The 15,067-nt window shown below is 37.0% G+C and carries 14 protein-coding genes and 3 tRNA genes; 11 read left to right on the forward strand and 6 right to left on the reverse strand.

Annotation, left to right across the window (positions count from 1 at the left end; genetic code table 11):
• Window positions 1-30: 30 nt before the first annotated feature.
• The gene (gene fliZ, locus ABE954_RS13950) at window positions 31-546 is read right to left on the reverse strand and encodes a flagella biosynthesis regulatory protein FliZ (RefSeq protein WP_042847941.1); all 516 of its coding nucleotides are present in this window, start codon (window positions 544-546) and stop codon (window positions 31-33) included.
• Between the two features lie 1,019 nt (window positions 547-1,565).
• On the opposite strand from fliZ, the gene ABE954_RS13955 reads away from it, so the two are divergent.
• A complete protein-coding gene (locus ABE954_RS13955) occupies window positions 1,566-1,874 on the forward strand; it encodes a DUF5339 domain-containing protein (RefSeq protein WP_042847942.1) in 309 nt (102 codons plus the stop codon).
• Between the two features lie 180 nt (window positions 1,875-2,054).
• Complete coding sequence (locus ABE954_RS13960) at window positions 2,055-2,750, forward strand: hypothetical protein (RefSeq protein ID WP_129466683.1); 696 nt, start codon at window positions 2,055-2,057, stop codon at window positions 2,748-2,750.
• A 58-nt stretch (window positions 2,751-2,808) separates the two neighbouring features.
• On the opposite strand, the gene mgtA is transcribed toward ABE954_RS13960, so the two are convergent.
• The 4 genes from mgtA to cspE form a co-directional block, all read right to left on the reverse strand.
• Window positions 2,809-5,514, reverse strand: a complete 2,706-nt coding sequence (mgtA, locus tag ABE954_RS13965) for a magnesium-translocating P-type ATPase (protein ID WP_230232986.1) — start codon at window positions 5,512-5,514, stop codon at window positions 2,809-2,811.
• 149 nt (window positions 5,515-5,663) lie between these two features.
• Entirely contained in the window at window positions 5,664-6,362 is a 699-nt protein-coding gene (locus ABE954_RS13970; protein WP_042847948.1) for an MgtC family protein, read from the reverse strand.
• A gap of 425 nt (window positions 6,363-6,787) precedes the next feature.
• Entirely contained in the window at window positions 6,788-6,979 is a 192-nt protein-coding gene (dsrB, locus tag ABE954_RS13975) for a protein DsrB (RefSeq protein WP_129466685.1), read from the reverse strand.
• A 104-nt stretch (window positions 6,980-7,083) separates the two neighbouring features.
• Complete coding sequence (gene cspE / locus ABE954_RS13980) at window positions 7,084-7,296, reverse strand: transcription antiterminator/RNA stability regulator CspE (RefSeq protein ID WP_008911725.1); 213 nt, start codon at window positions 7,294-7,296, stop codon at window positions 7,084-7,086.
• Between the two features lie 480 nt (window positions 7,297-7,776).
• On the opposite strand from cspE, the gene ABE954_RS13985 reads away from it, so the two are divergent.
• The 7 genes from ABE954_RS13985 (at window position 7,777) to ABE954_RS14015 (ending at window position 12,101) form a co-directional block, all read left to right on the forward strand.
• Window positions 7,777-8,280: a YlaC family protein gene (locus ABE954_RS13985; protein WP_042847955.1), complete on the forward strand. Its 504-nt coding sequence runs from the start codon at window positions 7,777-7,779 to the stop codon at window positions 8,278-8,280.
• A gap of 135 nt (window positions 8,281-8,415) precedes the next feature.
• Window positions 8,416-8,491, forward strand: a tRNA-Asn gene (locus ABE954_RS13990).
• Between the two features lie 336 nt (window positions 8,492-8,827).
• Window positions 8,828-8,903: transfer RNA gene (locus ABE954_RS13995), tRNA-Asn, on the forward strand.
• A gap of 600 nt (window positions 8,904-9,503) precedes the next feature.
• Window positions 9,504-9,579: transfer RNA gene (locus ABE954_RS14000), tRNA-Asn, on the forward strand.
• Between the two features lie 191 nt (window positions 9,580-9,770).
• The gene (gene pyrC / locus ABE954_RS14005; protein WP_042847957.1) at window positions 9,771-10,820 is read left to right on the forward strand and encodes a dihydroorotase; all 1,050 of its coding nucleotides are present in this window, start codon (window positions 9,771-9,773) and stop codon (window positions 10,818-10,820) included.
• A 217-nt stretch (window positions 10,821-11,037) separates the two neighbouring features.
• Window positions 11,038-11,292: a biofilm formation regulator BssS gene (bssS, locus tag ABE954_RS14010; RefSeq protein WP_042847959.1), complete on the forward strand. Its 255-nt coding sequence runs from the start codon at window positions 11,038-11,040 to the stop codon at window positions 11,290-11,292.
• Window positions 11,293-11,507: 215 nt separating this feature from the next.
• Window positions 11,508-12,101, forward strand: a complete 594-nt coding sequence (locus ABE954_RS14015) for a LuxR C-terminal-related transcriptional regulator (protein ID WP_042847961.1) — start codon at window positions 11,508-11,510, stop codon at window positions 12,099-12,101.
• A gap of 35 nt (window positions 12,102-12,136) precedes the next feature.
• Here the strand turns inward: ABE954_RS14015 and ABE954_RS14020 are convergent, their stop codons facing one another.
• Window positions 12,137-13,180, reverse strand: coding sequence for a rhodanese-related sulfurtransferase (locus tag ABE954_RS14020; RefSeq protein WP_166686754.1), 1,044 nt, complete (start codon window positions 13,178-13,180; stop codon window positions 12,137-12,139).
• Window positions 13,181-13,408: 228 nt separating this feature from the next.
• On the opposite strand from ABE954_RS14020, the gene ABE954_RS14025 reads away from it, so the two are divergent.
• Both ABE954_RS14025 and ABE954_RS14030 read left to right on the forward strand, forming a co-directional pair.
• Window positions 13,409-14,044 (forward strand): DUF1007 family protein, encoded by a 636-nt coding sequence (locus tag ABE954_RS14025; protein WP_042847966.1) that lies wholly within the window; start codon window positions 13,409-13,411, stop codon window positions 14,042-14,044.
• The gene (locus tag ABE954_RS14030) at window positions 14,035-15,054 is read left to right on the forward strand and encodes a nickel/cobalt transporter (protein ID WP_131680687.1); all 1,020 of its coding nucleotides are present in this window, start codon (window positions 14,035-14,037) and stop codon (window positions 15,052-15,054) included. The genes ABE954_RS14025 and ABE954_RS14030 overlap by 10 nt, the downstream gene beginning before the upstream one ends.
• Window positions 15,055-15,067: the final 13 nt, after the last annotated feature.

Consider the following 15,067-nt stretch of genomic DNA (forward strand, 5'->3'; position numbering starts at 1 on the left):
AATAGCTATTATTTATGTATTTTCAATATGTTATTGAGTTTTTTCTGATTCCCAGAATAAATACTGCTCATACTTGCGCAAGGCAATATTATAGTTACTAAATGCAGAGTCTGTCATTTTTTCACTTAACTGTTCTTGAACCTTACTTGCAGTAAATTCTTTCATAGAAAAGTTAGATGAAGATAACAACTCATCTAAGCGGCGTAAGCGAACAACATATTCGCGAACAGTACTATGGCTCATCTCAGTCTGTAAGAATAAATACTGTTTAAATGACATGATATCAAAATAATCAGTATTACTATTGCAATAAATCTCACTACAAAAGCGGCAAAGTGCAGTAAATTTACCTTGTAGTTCCCCCCAAGTACTTTCATCGACCAATTCAGTCATATCAGCGATAGCTTCTTTATTTAAGATGTCATCGTTGAAAACCAAAGAGATACGATCCAAAGTTTTGTGACAATGTGCACAATGAGTTTGACTATGTTTAAAATCTTTAATGTAACGACTCAGAGGCCGTTTCTTTACAATAGAAGCAGACATAATGGTAAAGCCCTGTGTGTAAGTCTAAATATAAAATTGTAACTAGATAAATCAAGCTACATACATTACATGCCCATAGCATTAATAGAATATCTGCTATGTTGCATAGTGATACGAGTAACCCCGCATCTCGCCCTCTTACTTTCTCTTTAGGAGAATGATCCTCCTGAGAATGTAGTGTAAGAAAATTTAATACCCTTTATTTGAAGCATTCTAACTTGTATTTCGCTCTTTGGCGAATTTCAACAGTGAGTCAATTTTGGTATGAATTTGATTTAGCGTCAACCTAATTAACCTAAATACCGTTAACTCTGTACACTTATTGTTAACCTACCAAATAGCGACATGAGCTGTTCAGACTGCCTAAAGGCAAAGACTTTACCTTATAATTTCATCTTCGTACAAAGAAAATTTGATTTAAAAATCAAACTTATACATATACAAAGGTTTTATTCGTAAATTTGTGAAGCAGCTCACTTTTCGTATCTATAGTTGCATCTTAAATGTACAGATATTAATTCTAAAAATATTTAATAAAGCCAATTCATCACTCACATGTAAACATTTAGTTACAATTGACCCTTGTTTTAATCAATAGATACCGCATATAACAAAGTATTATAATAAATATAAAAATGTTATATGACCCCATAAAGTTAAGTAAATATGCGTAACATTAGGGTAAGCATATTTTTCAATTCAAAATATGTTTACCCCAATAATATGTAAGCAACGTCATTTTCTTCGCTAAATTTTGAAATGTTTTATCTTAGTACCCAGTACTTACTTCGAATGCATGTCTCATGACAACAACTCAATACACTGATAAACAATGATTTTATCGCTATAAGAATAATAGCAATCTAAAATAAAAAATATCCCGATATTATTATCCAACCTTTCGCATATACCACTATATTGTTGAAGTATTATTTTAGGATTTGTTACGTTTGATATTAAAAACATCTCTTATATACTTCGTTTTGCTATATAAATAAATAAATTTAATAAGGTTGATTATGAAAAAGTTAATTTTAGCTTGTGGTATGGGTTTATTGGCACTGACGATCACTGCTTGTTCAGAGGAAGAGAAAAAAGGTGAAGTTGCTGGTGCAACTGAAACTTGTAATACTTACTTCGCTGAAGTTGATAGCTTAATTGCTAAAGCTTCAGAAAACCCTCAAGCAAAAGCACAGTTGGATGCAATGAAAGGTCAACTGGAAGAAGGTAAAAAGCAAGTTGCAGCACTACCTAAAGACCAGCAAGACAAAGCTTGCCAACAAGGTATTGATGCGATGAAACAAATGAAAACGGCTTTAGGTCTATAATAAAGAATTATTTAGATTAGTCAGTTTTCCAAAAAGAGCCCTATTGCGGCTCTTTTTTATTTCCTTAACTCCCTAGAAAATCATGCCTTCCTATACATTCACTTTTCCCATAGTTTTTTGCAAGCTTATCCCCCCTTAACTTTATAGAATTAAATTGATTTAATACATTAAGGAAAAATAATGAGCGTGCATTTAAACCAAGTTATCAAGTCACCCAAGCCATTTATCACTATAACAAAAGGTTGTAGTAAATTTAGCCATAAAATCAAAGAAGCTTTAAATATCAATAGTAAAAAAATAGAACTTAAATTTGAGGGTAATACGATTACGTTAAATGAAAGTAAAATAGTGAGAAAACTAAAATCTCAAATTGAAACGGCTGATAAATTAGAAAAATTTAAAATAAGCGAAAAGAAAATTCAAATCGGCAGCACTATCAATAGAGCTATTGATGAAACAAGGGAAGAATTATCGGATAAACTAAATAAAACAAAAGTCTCTCTTACCTCTAGCGATAAAAAAGAAATTTTTCATCGTGTTGCGAAAAAATGTGGCATTTCTGAGTCTGAGATTGATACAAATGCATCTCAGCAATTTATTAAGCACCTTCTTTCTCAGCAAAAACAGATACAAAAAGTAATTACACATGATTTATTCCTTAACAAAGAACAGCCGAATGGAGATAACGCGGCTGTAACAAAATATGTAATTGGTACACTCAATGCCAGAGTTCAGGAAATTTTTTTCCCGGATATTAATTTTAAGAAAATCAAAGATTGCGCAGAATCTGAAACTAAGGAATTACTAGAAAATAAACTCAACCAAGCAAATAATGAGATTGTTACTTTATACTTTTCAATCGAAAAAAAAAGGTGATTTAGTTGGAGATAGGGAGAGCAGTCCTTGCCCTCCCTTTTTCTTATTTAACAACCTATTATAGCCAGGTCCCAAAACGTTTAATATAAAACTGCTTCATCAATTGAGCAACAACACAATAGCTCACCAATGTTAATACTAACCATGGGAAATACTCTATTGGTAATGGTTGTAACCCGATCATTTCACCAAATGAAGAGAATGGAATATATAAACCTAATGCCATAATTAGCCCTGTTGTTAATAACACAGGTAATGCCGCTGTACTTTGAATAAACGGAATTTTTTGTGTTCTTAGCATATGGACAACTAATGTTTGCGAGAGCAAACCCTCAACAAACCAACCTGACTGGAAAAGCGCTTCATGGGCAACACTATTTGCTTGGAACACATACCACATCAAGGCGAAAGTTGTGATATCAAAAATTGAAGAGGTTGGCCCAATCCAAATCATAAAACGCCCGATATTTTTCGCATCCCATTTACGAGGTCGTTTTAAAAACTCTTTATCCATTTTATCCCAAGGTAATGCTAGTTGGGAAATATCGTACAGTAAATTTTGAACGAGCAAGTGAATGGCTAGCATAGGAAGGAATGGAATAAATGCACTGGCAATTAATACCGAAAATACATTACCAAAGTTTGAACTTGCAGTCATATTTAAATATTTAATAATATTACCAAAAGTCTCTCTTCCTTTAATAACCCCCTGCTCTAACACCATTAAATCTTTTTCTAGCAAAATAATATCTGCTGATTCCTTGGCGATATCTGTTCCAGTATCAACAGAAATCCCCACATCGGCATCTCGTAAAGCAGGAGCGTCATTGATCCCATCACCCAAGAAACCGACAGTATGACCGTTCGCTTGTAACCTTTTTAAAATACGCGATTTTTGTAATGGCGTTAATTTACAAAAAACAGAAACTTGCTCTACTTTTTGACTTAATTCTTCATCAGATAATGCTTCAACTTCTAAACCTGACATGATTTCACTAATATTTAGCCCTACATCATGACAAATTTTTTCGGTAATAATGGCATTATCACCCGTCAGAACTTTAACAGTAACCCCATTTTCACGCAGTGCAGCAATTGCAGAAATAGCGCTTTCCTTTGCTGGGTCAAGGAATGTTAAAATACCTTGTAACTCCAACTGTTGCTCCGCTTGTGCAGATAAGGGCAAACTAGCTTCCGCATCATTTAACTGGCGAGTCGCAAGTAACAACACACGAAAACCTTGCCTGTTATAGTCACTTACTAGCTCAGTTATTTTCGCCCTCGCCTGCTCATCAAGTAAATAAGACTGTCCATCCTGCTGATAATGTTGACATACTGCCAGCATTTCTTCGGCTGCCCCCTTGCATATTAACAAGGCCTCTCCTGAAGGGGTTCTAACCGTCACTGATAATTTACGTCTGATAAAATCAAACGGTAATTCATCAATTTTCTGAAATGCTTTTAGTTTTTCAACTTCACTATTCCCTCTTCCTCGGCGAATTATCGCCTGATCCATCATGTTTTTAGTGCCGCTTTGATGGAAACTATTGAGCCACCCCAATTGCAAAATTTGACTATTTTTCTGCCCATTATTGTCTAAATAGTGTTCTAAAATAATTTTATCTTGCGTTAACGTCCCTGTTTTATCAGTACAAAGTACGTCCATGGCACCAAAGTTTTGAATAGCATTTAACCTTTTGACAATAACTTTGTGCTTTGACATTGCTATTGCGCCTTTAGCTAGATTCGAGCTAACGATCATCGGTAACATTTCTGGCGTTAACCCAACAGCAACTGCTAGTGAAAATAGCGTAGCTTCAAACCAATCTCCTTTTGTAAAGCCATTAATCAGTAGCACGATAGGTACCATGACTAACATAAAACGGATCAGTAACCAACTTACACTATTAACACCACGGTCGAATGACGTTTGCGCCCGACTACCAACAATGGATTTAGCTAATGACCCTAAATATGTGTTTGCCCCTGTGGCAACAACAATTCCACGCGCTGTTCCACTGGTTACATTGGTCCCCATCAAACAAATATTGGATATTTCTAATAACTCGTTTTCTGTTGGTGAAACAGGTTCTAAACTTTTAGCAGAAATATCACCTAGAGTGTCATATTTTTCTACCGGTATAGATTCTCCGGTTAAGATAGCTTGGCTTATAAATAAGTCTCTCGATTCAACCAATTTTAAATCTGCAGGAACCATGTCACCGGCAGATAATAAAACAATATCACCGGGTACTAAGCATTTGATCGGCACTTCTTTTCGAGTAGAACGACCTGTTTTATTATCACGTCGAAATACGGTAGCAGTGGTACGTACTAATGATTTCAAGGCTTCAGCAGCTTTATTAGTTCGGTACTCCTGCCAAAAACGAAGTAACCCACTCAGCAAAACCATTGTAATAATGATTATTACACCAGTTAAATCAGTCTCATCACCTTGTCGCTCAGGTATAAGATAGTCAGTAAAAAAACTCACTATTGCCAATATAATGAGTACGAATATGAATGGATTTTTAAAAGAAATGAGTAATTGCTTCCAAGCAGGAGGCGCTTTTTCATGAGCAACTTCATTTTCCCCTTCAGTAACAAGGCGGTCCATCGCCTCATTTTCTGTCAGACCTAATAAATTCGTTTGATATTCATTAAGTACTTGCTCAATATTTTTACTGGCCTGTTCGCCAACAATAAATTTTTGGCGAACAGGAGCAGCTTTAACGCTTTTGCGTTGATGTCTTATTTCAGTCATAGCGTTGTCTCTAATACAACAATTGCCTATTTTTACGCTACCTAACCAAAATAAAAACCTTTTAATTATCCGTTAGATAGCTCCATTTTCTACTCCATGACGGAGGGTGATCGTCCATTTCGGCTCCTATAGTGAGTTAATTTCTAACATCAGGCGGGTAGCTCTGATGCCACTTTCCAATTGATAGCACTGACACTTTGCTCAAGGCTTATTCGGCATACCAATGCTTCGATTTCTTTCTGCTCGGCAGGTGTTGCTAAAAATTCAGCACACACTTCCAGTTGTTCTGGCTTTAAAGTGTCCGCGCTACTCAAAGACCGTAAACGAATATGTAAGCCATTAATGGCTTGCAAGATAAGTGTTCTTACTAGGATTTCATCGGTTTGATGACACATAACGCGAATTTTATAGCGCTGCTCTACATCAAGAGCTTGCTGCTGTGGTTGCTTATTGATCCGCGAAGCCGCTTCCCTTAGTAAAATATTGGCACATAAAATTAACAATGTGGCCATCAAGGCCAGTGAGTACTGGCCTAATCCACACAACACGCCGATCCCTGCTGAGCACCAAAGAGTTGCCGCGGTATTTAAGCCACGAATATTCATACCTTCACGCATAATGACGCCTGCGCCCAGAAAACCAATTCCTGAAACAACTTGCGCCGCGATACGGCCCGGGCTATCTGGTGATGTTGTCACCGAACTTAAAATAAATACCGCAGCACCTGTAGCCACTAAAGCATTGGTTCTAAGGCCAGCCATTCGTTGACGCCATTGGCGTTCAGCACCGATTAATGCGCCAAAGCACATTGCAGAAAGCAGATTTAAAATATCAGGAGAAAAAAGCATAGTAGCTCCTCCAAAAACAGCTTGGATAATGAGACTTACATGCTTAATAAAAAGCACATAGCCATATTTTGAGTAAATAAATTACCCTAAAAATTATTGGCTATTGCCTGGAGGGAATAGAGAGTAAATATATACCAACATGATACACACTCAACATAGCAGTAATACACTGACTAAACTAAATAGCAGAGAGTACTTTGTTTATAATATAAGGGTGTGTGTGAAGAAAAATATCAGACACCGCCCGCCTTAGTGGCAAGCAGCGAAAAGAAAAGACGATTACTGGCTTGCCGTTAAATTAAGTTTTTATTCCAACTCTGACTGTCCAAGTAATAATCTCCTAAGTAAAAGATGGGTGGAGTATAGGTGGGGAAATTTATGATGTAAAGAACAAAGTGTTAATTTATTTTAAATAAAGTAAAACTCTACCCTTCAATTGGGACAACAAAAGTCCCTTCATCACCATCTTTTTCATTAAAAAACCAAATACCTTCTGGGTAGTCCGGCAATGAAACTAAATACATGACGCCTTCATTGAAAGGTTCAATGAGTAAAATTTTACCTTCTCGGCGCTCTTGCCCATCGGTTTTTACATAAACACGGTCATTAATATTCATAACACTTAGTTTCCAATGAAATGATGTTAATCATAAATGTAATAAAAACGAAAAAGCCCGTCATTAGAAATGACGGGCTTTAGAAAATCAGTTAAGCAATAAGCTTAGATTGCAGTTACGTTAGCAGCTGCTGGGCCTTTTGCACCGTTTTCAATGGTGAATTCAACTTGCTGGCCTTCAGCCAGAGTTTTGAAACCAGCGCCCTGAATGGCAGAGAAGTGGACGAAAACGTCTTTGCTACCATCAGCAGGAGTGATGAAACCGAAGCCTTTAGACTCGTTGAACCACTTAACTTGACCTTTCATTTTGTCGGACATTTGACTTTTCCTATATAACATCAAAAAAACTTGCCTTTTTGGCATATACGGGCCAGAGTCAACTATTTAATCAGGAAAACACCAAGATGAAGCGTCACGGTCAAAGGCTATCTGTGATAACTTTCTTCTTTAGAACACACTAACTTAGTAATCATACATCAAATAGGACTGCTAAACAGGCCGATACTCATTAACTCATGACTTAAAGATAATAGCAACTATTTTATATGTTCAAACGCTAAAATTGTGCATTTTTTTCGAGTTCGTCACTTTTACAGGCTATAATGTTAATAAAAACACTGCATTTGGTTGATAGTTTACAAAAAAAATTTAATAAAAAGAGCCCCGTTTTATAAAAAGACAATCAAGAAATGCCCACCACAATGACAATCCCAGTAAATATTTTTCTTAACTGATATATAACAATCGAATCTGCTCGTGATACTCTCCTAGTATAGATATCTGACAGAGAGTTATCACATGGATATTATCAAACAAATACTCATTGAAGATTTAGATGCCATCAATAAACGCGAAAAACGTGATGGTAAGCCTTACTTTAATAGCCAGTTCCTTGGTAATCACCCTTACTTATGTATCGGTATGGTCGCCGCTTATATCCCTCTTGCTATTATTCTTTGGTACGCGCCATATTTTGGCCCTTATTGGACACTCGGTATTACTGTCTTATTTTTAGTTTTAGCCAGTGTTTTACTTTTTGATATTAAACCCGTTTATCACTTTGAAGATATCGGCGTATTAGATTTACGTGTTTGCTATAACGGTGAGTGGTTTGTCACTGAGCCAGTTTCAGATAACGCAGTGCGTAAAATACTTGATTCGAAAGAGGTTAGCCAAGCCATTAAGCAAGAAATATCACGTTTAATTGCCTTGAAAGGGGAAATTTCATTTTATGATATTTATCATGTCGTTTTCCCTGAAGTTTCTACGCCATTACAAGGTAAATTAGCAACACAAAATTAATGCATTATCAATTAGCTAGCGTAAAAGTTAGCCATAATGAACAGTGAGTGAGCAATTAGATTTTTTTTGTGTTTTTACCGTTGACAGCCTGAGTCGATCTCGTTAATATTCGCCTCGTTCTCAGGAACAAGCAATTCCTCCATAGTTCAGTCGGTAGAACGGCGGACTGTTAATCCGTATGTCGCTGGTTCAAGTCCAGCTGGAGGAGCCAAATTTAAGAAGCCCGCCTAGTGCGGGCTTTTTGTTATCCATACCTATCCTCTCTTTTTTATTTCATATCATTGTTGATGCAAATTATTGGTTCAACGAATAACTTCACTTTCGTTGTACTTATAGCTTATCAGTACTATCGGCAAAAAAATGGTTCGCCTTTTTATTCCTTTCTGTTATCTATGACTATCTTAACTTCCTGAATTTTGATACATATTGGGGTAGATAACCATCAAATTGCTTACTTAACACGCAGTTAATCATTTTTTTTATTTTTATGCTTTACAACTGAGTATAGGATGGGTAATATGCGCCTCGTTCTCAGGAACAAAGCAATTCCTCCATAGTTCAGTCGGTAGAACGGCGGACTGTTAATCCGTATGTCGCTGGTTCAAGTCCAGCTGGAGGAGCCAAATTTAAGAAGCCCGCCTAGTGCGGGCTTTTTGCTATCTATTCCTACTGAGTACCCACCACACACAAACTGGTTATATACCGTAAAGCCCCCATTATAAATTCCCCCGTATATTTTCACTCACTCTTTTTCAAGGAAAATTTGTTTTATCGCTTGTCGTAACCATTGATGTGCAGGGTCTCTATCTAAACGCAGATGCCAAACTTGAACAATAAATAGCGCTCTCAAAGCCAAAAGCGTATTAGCTGGCTTAATACTTCTGTTACCCGCGGTTTGCTAAATGGCGTTCGACAACCCGTGTTAGTTATCCCTCTTTAACGCTTCTAGGTCTTTTGACGACCAAATCGTGTTTACAAACTCAGTGATTAGCCACAAGTTAGTCACTGAAATAACAACCTAAAATTTAGCCACGAACAGATGATAGAGGTTTACCTTTTGACTCATTTGCCTATCAGCATGAACCTCAATTCACTGTCACCAAATCATTTTCGATCAAACTTCCCTCAGTTCGCACAGATAACAGCCAAACGAACTTTTTTTTCGATATTCTCCTTTGACAATCCAGTAAGAGAAAGCTAATATCCTCTGCGTACCAAGGAGTTCCTCCATAGTTCAGTCGGTAGAACGGCGGACTGTTAATCCGTATGTCGCTGGTTCAAGTCCAGCTGGAGGAGCCAATCATTTAGAAAAGCCTGCTTAATCATTAAGCAGTCTTTTTGCTTTTGGTACATTAATCTCCCCCTCATCTATCTATGACATTAACCTTAATTGTGATTTCTCATAGCTATTTTTTGACTTTCCCTTTATCATTCTATCCCGGCTTGAGCACCCGCTCATCACCCCTCTCTACCCTTATGGAGCCGGTTTAATGACAACTGTAACTACCCTAACAATCCGCCGCCCTGATGATTGGCATGTTCATTTTCGCGATGATGATATGTTAAAAACGGTCGTTCCCTATACGAGTGAATTTTTTGGCCGTGCCATTGTCATGCCTAATCTTGTCCCCCCAGTGACGACAATTGAAGCGGCAAAAGCTTATCGTGAACGTATTATTCAAGCCGTTCCAGAAGGTCACCAATTTACCCCCTTGATGACATGTTACCTCACTGATAGCACTGACCCTGTTGAGCTGATTAAAGGCTTCCATGAAGGGGTATTTACGGCTTGTAAATTGTATCCTGCCAATGCGACAACTAATTCCAGCCATGGTGTCTCAGATATCAAAAAGATTTATCCCGTACTAGCGGCTATGGAACAAGCAGGTATGCCCTTGCTAATTCATGGGGAAGTAACCGCTAGCCATATTGATATTTTTGACCGTGAAGCGCTGTTTATAGAACACGTTATGCTACCTTTGCGCGCGCAGTTTCCACAATTAAAGGTTGTGTTTGAGCATATCACGACCAAAGAAGCTGCCCAATACGTCCAAGAAGCAAATGAATATACCGCAGCCACATTGACACCACAGCATTTAATGTTTAACCGTAATCACATGTTAGTCGGTGGTGTCAGGCCACATTTATTCTGCTTACCTATTTTAAAACGTAACGTTCACCAAGAAGCACTACGCTCAGCGGTAGCATCAGGCTGTGACCGTTTTTTCCTAGGTACCGATACGGCTCCACATGTGCAATCACGTAAAGAATCATCTTGTGGGTGTGCTGGCGTGTTTAATGCGCCAACTGCATTAGCCGCTTATGCCACTGTTTTTGAAGAGCTTGGTGCTCTAGCACACTTCGAAGCATTCTGTTCACTCAATGGCCCTAAGTTTTATAATTTACCTGTTAACGACGGGTTTATTACATTAACTAAAGAGCCCAATATTACTTGTGAATCAATTGATTGTTGTAATGACAAGCTGATCCCTTTCTTAGCAGGTGAGGACTCTCAGTGGACAATCGCACTTTCTAAATAATTAGCACTTATAGGAAGCTATTTGGGCTTCCTATATTACTTTTTATAGTCATACTCACCATTTTTGTGCATTTCCTGCCATTTATACAAAAAAAATTTTTAATTGCTTCCTTATTAGCGAAATCTCCTTATACTAAAAGTGGCTTCATTTCGAGAACATTGCTCTTAGTCAGTTATAGATATTTACTATTTATCACGCTGTTTGATTAGGAGGTTTCATGAATAGAAAAGATGATGTTATTCAAACTCACCCAGTTGTTGGCTGGGACATCAGCACAGTAGATTCCTACGATGCGATGATGTTGCGTTTGCACTACCTCCCTGAACAAGATAAAAACTCAGGAGATGCCATTGTGGATAAAACTATGTGGCTAACGACTGATGTTGCTAAGCAATTGATTAATATACTTCAAGCTGGCGTAGATAAGATAGAGTCAGGCGAATATATCGAACTTAATCTTAAAACACACTAGGGAAATGAATGGATATTTAAGAATTTAATATCCATTTTATTTTATATAATATTCACCAAACAAGTAGTTATATATTTATATATAACTACTTGTACCTTTTTAACTAAATAACAATTGTAAATAAAAACACTATTTACTATTTTTATTAATCCTCGGTTGACTTCACTAGCAATTCCCATTTATTGTAAGACTCTTTTCGAACAAGGATGTTCCCGATGCGAATATTAGTTATTGATGAATGTTATTACACTAGACTTGGCATTACTGAATATTTATCTAAAAATGAAAAATTAGAATTTATTAGTACAGGTTGTATTGAGGAAGCTATCAGGTTTATAAATGAATTCACGCCAAGTATTGTATTGGCTAATTTAACTTATTATTGTCATTACTCTAATTACTGTCCAGTATTACAAGATCTATTAAATAGAAAAAATAATATTAGGTTTTATATTTATATAAATGCCCCTTACCCACAAACAGCCAACCCATTGTTATTAAAGGATAACTATTTTATTCTATCCAAAAATATTATTACCCAAACCCTTGATAAAGTGATTCGAGAACACGAACAAATAGAACATATCACGAAGCTCGCTAATAATATAGATTCATCCATCTTCACTGCAAAAGAACAAAACATTATTAATAACTGGATGAATGAAACACCTAATCATATTATCTCAAGGAAACTAGGGATTAGTAATAGCACGGTTTATTCACAGAAAAGACATATCACTTCGAAAGTATTTGTAAAAAACAGAATTGAATTATTTTTTATCTATAATGTATTTAAATATTTATATTAAGAGAGAGCCCTAATTAAAGGGCTTTCTTATTATCGTTATTCTTTATTTAATAAGCCATCTGATAAACGATGACGTGATTTATTAAAAATCTTATTGCTGACTTCACGGCCTGCACGGCGAGCACGTTGTTCTTGCTCTGGGAGTTTCATTTCCTCAGTACAAGAAACACTACAGCAACCCTCGTATTTTTCTGCACAGCTAGGGCATTGGATAAACAACAAGTGGCAACCATCATTATTGCAATTAGTATGAGTATCACATGGTGCACCACACTGGTGGCATTGGGCTAAAGTATCATCCGTAATGCGCTCTCCCATACGGTTGTCGAACACAAAGTTTTTCCCTTTAAAACGTAATGGTAAACCTTGTTCCTTTGCTTTACGTGCATACTCAATAACGCCACCTTCAACATGGTATACATTTTTAAAGCCATTATGCAGCATATATGCACTGGCTTTTTCACAGCGAATCCCCCCAGTGCAATACATGACAACATTTTTATCTTTTTGCTCTTGCAGCATTTCCACTGCCATCGGCAGTTGTTCCCTAAAAGTATCTGATGGAATTTCAATTGCATTATCAAAACGACCCACTTCATATTCGTAATGATTACGCATATCAACGAATACCGTGTTTGGATCGTCAATCATTTCATTCACTTCGTGAGCTTTCAGATATTGCCCTGTATTCGCTGGGTTAAAGGTTTCATCTTCGATGCCATCTGCCACCACGCGATCACGTACTTTCATGCGTAACACCCAGAAAGACTTACCGTCATCGTCAATCGCAATATTTAAACGCAGGTTATTTAGTGCGGTATCAGTGGAATATATCAGTTCGCGCAAAGCATCAACATTAGATTCAGGCACACTGATTTGTGCATTCACCCCTTCTTTCGCAATGTAGACACGCCCAAAAACACTCAGCGCTGTAAACTGTTGATACCATTCATTGCGAAACGCCACTGGGTCTTGAATATTAAAATATTTATAAAAAGAAATTGTGGTACGTGGCTCTGTTTCCGCCAACATGCGTTCTTTTAATATTTTATTTGAAATTTGGTTATGTAACACTGGCATGGTGTTCTTAATCCTATTTAACTCGTTGATAATTTTCTATTTATTCAGATTTCAGCTCATTGATTGAGGCTTTTTAATCTTGGTGGATATTATCGCTGTTATTATGTTAATAAAAAACCCTTTATTTGCAGGGGTATTGTAAATAAAACATCAACAGAAAGTTTTTAATGCCCGACCATTATTCGTTATGTTATAACATATTTATATTTGGCTAATTAGATTATCTTTATGAGACGTTTTTTTCCTTTATATCTATTAATACTGGCTATCTTTGCGCCACACGTTGCAGCGCATCCTCATAGTTTTATTGAGATGCAAATGTCCCTTGAAACCAAACAAAACAAATACTCAGGTATAAGCTATGTTTGGAAGATGGACCCGATGACATCGGCAGATATTGCCTATGAATTGAAAGGGGTTAAACCCGATGACCCACGCTGGAAACAACAAGAAGCCATTATTATGGCTAATATTTTAATGCAAAATTATTTCACTGATTTTTATTATCAAGACAAAAAGGTTAACTTTAAGCGTATCCCTGACAGCTACCATTTAGAAAAAGAGGGGTTTTCATTAGTATTTTTCTTTACAGCTTCATTTATGCAGCCACTACCTATTGCAGATTCACATATCAAAATACAAACTTATGACCCTAGCTTTTATGTCAGTATGACGTATCAAAATAAACAACAAATTACTCTGCCAATTGAATTAGCAGCCAATTGTGATATTGACTTACAAGAAGCCAATATCACTGATTCGATGCGGGCTTACGCATTTTCTTTAGATAAAAGTGATACCCCAGAAGAAGATTTAGCGCTTGGGAAACAGTTTGCACAGCGAGTTGATATTCGATGTCCTTAACCCCCTCATCCTCTGTATACAAAGCAACAAAAACTTTGCTAATCATTGTCTCGTTTAGTTTATTAGCTTTCGCCATTTGGCTAGCGTATCGCTATTGGGGAACATGGTTACAACTGAGTATTGGCTGGCAAAAACAGTTAAACCAAGGTTTATCGGATTTACTACAAGAAACCAGCTCACACCCACTGTATGCTGGAAGTTTGCTAATTGCCGTTAGCTTTTTATACGGTTTTTTACATGCTCTGGGACCTGGCCATGGAAAGCTCATTATCACAACCTATATAGCGACCCAAGGAACTCATTTAAAACAGAGTGTTATCATTAGTTTATTAGCATCGCTCTTACAAGGGGTCGTTGCTATTACGTTAGTTTCTGTCGTGTTAGTGTTATTTCAGCTATCCACCAAACATTTGAATCAGGTCAGCTTATATGCAGAACAATTAAGCTATTTATTTGTCATAATACTTGGCTGTTTTTTATGTATTACTGCTTTACGCCGTTACTGGCAAACACGCCTTTCTAGGGCATTATCACCACTAGTGATAAAAAACCTTAAGCCATTAACACAATCAACCAAGCGAATGATCCAGCCCAAAACATTGACACCACACCCCGTTTGTCACTGTGGTCATCAGCACGTCATCCAATCTCACCAAATTCAATCTAGTTTTAAAAGTAAAGTGTTGATTATTCTATCTATGGGGGCACGCCCTTGCTCTGGTGCCATTCTCGTATTATTGTTTTCTTATGTGATTGAAGTATACGCATGGGGAGTTATCGCGGCGCTAGCAATGGCGGTTGGTACAGCATTAACCATTTGTTTAATTGCTATTTTTGTTCATTTTATGCGTGATAAAGCTATTCGTTTATCGCGGTTAACAGGAAAACAGCTGTCCCCATATTGGGGAATAGCATTAAAAATTTTTGCCGGTGTTTTCTTTATACTGATGGGGGCTTTGATGCTACAAAGTGTCGGGCTGGAGCAATCTATTTCGCCACTTCTGCGTTAACCCAATAAAAAAG

The organism is Providencia sp. TYF-12, from assembly GCF_041344805.1.
In the GTDB taxonomy this organism is placed as follows: Bacteria; Pseudomonadota; Gammaproteobacteria; order Enterobacterales; family Enterobacteriaceae; genus Providencia; species Providencia huashanensis.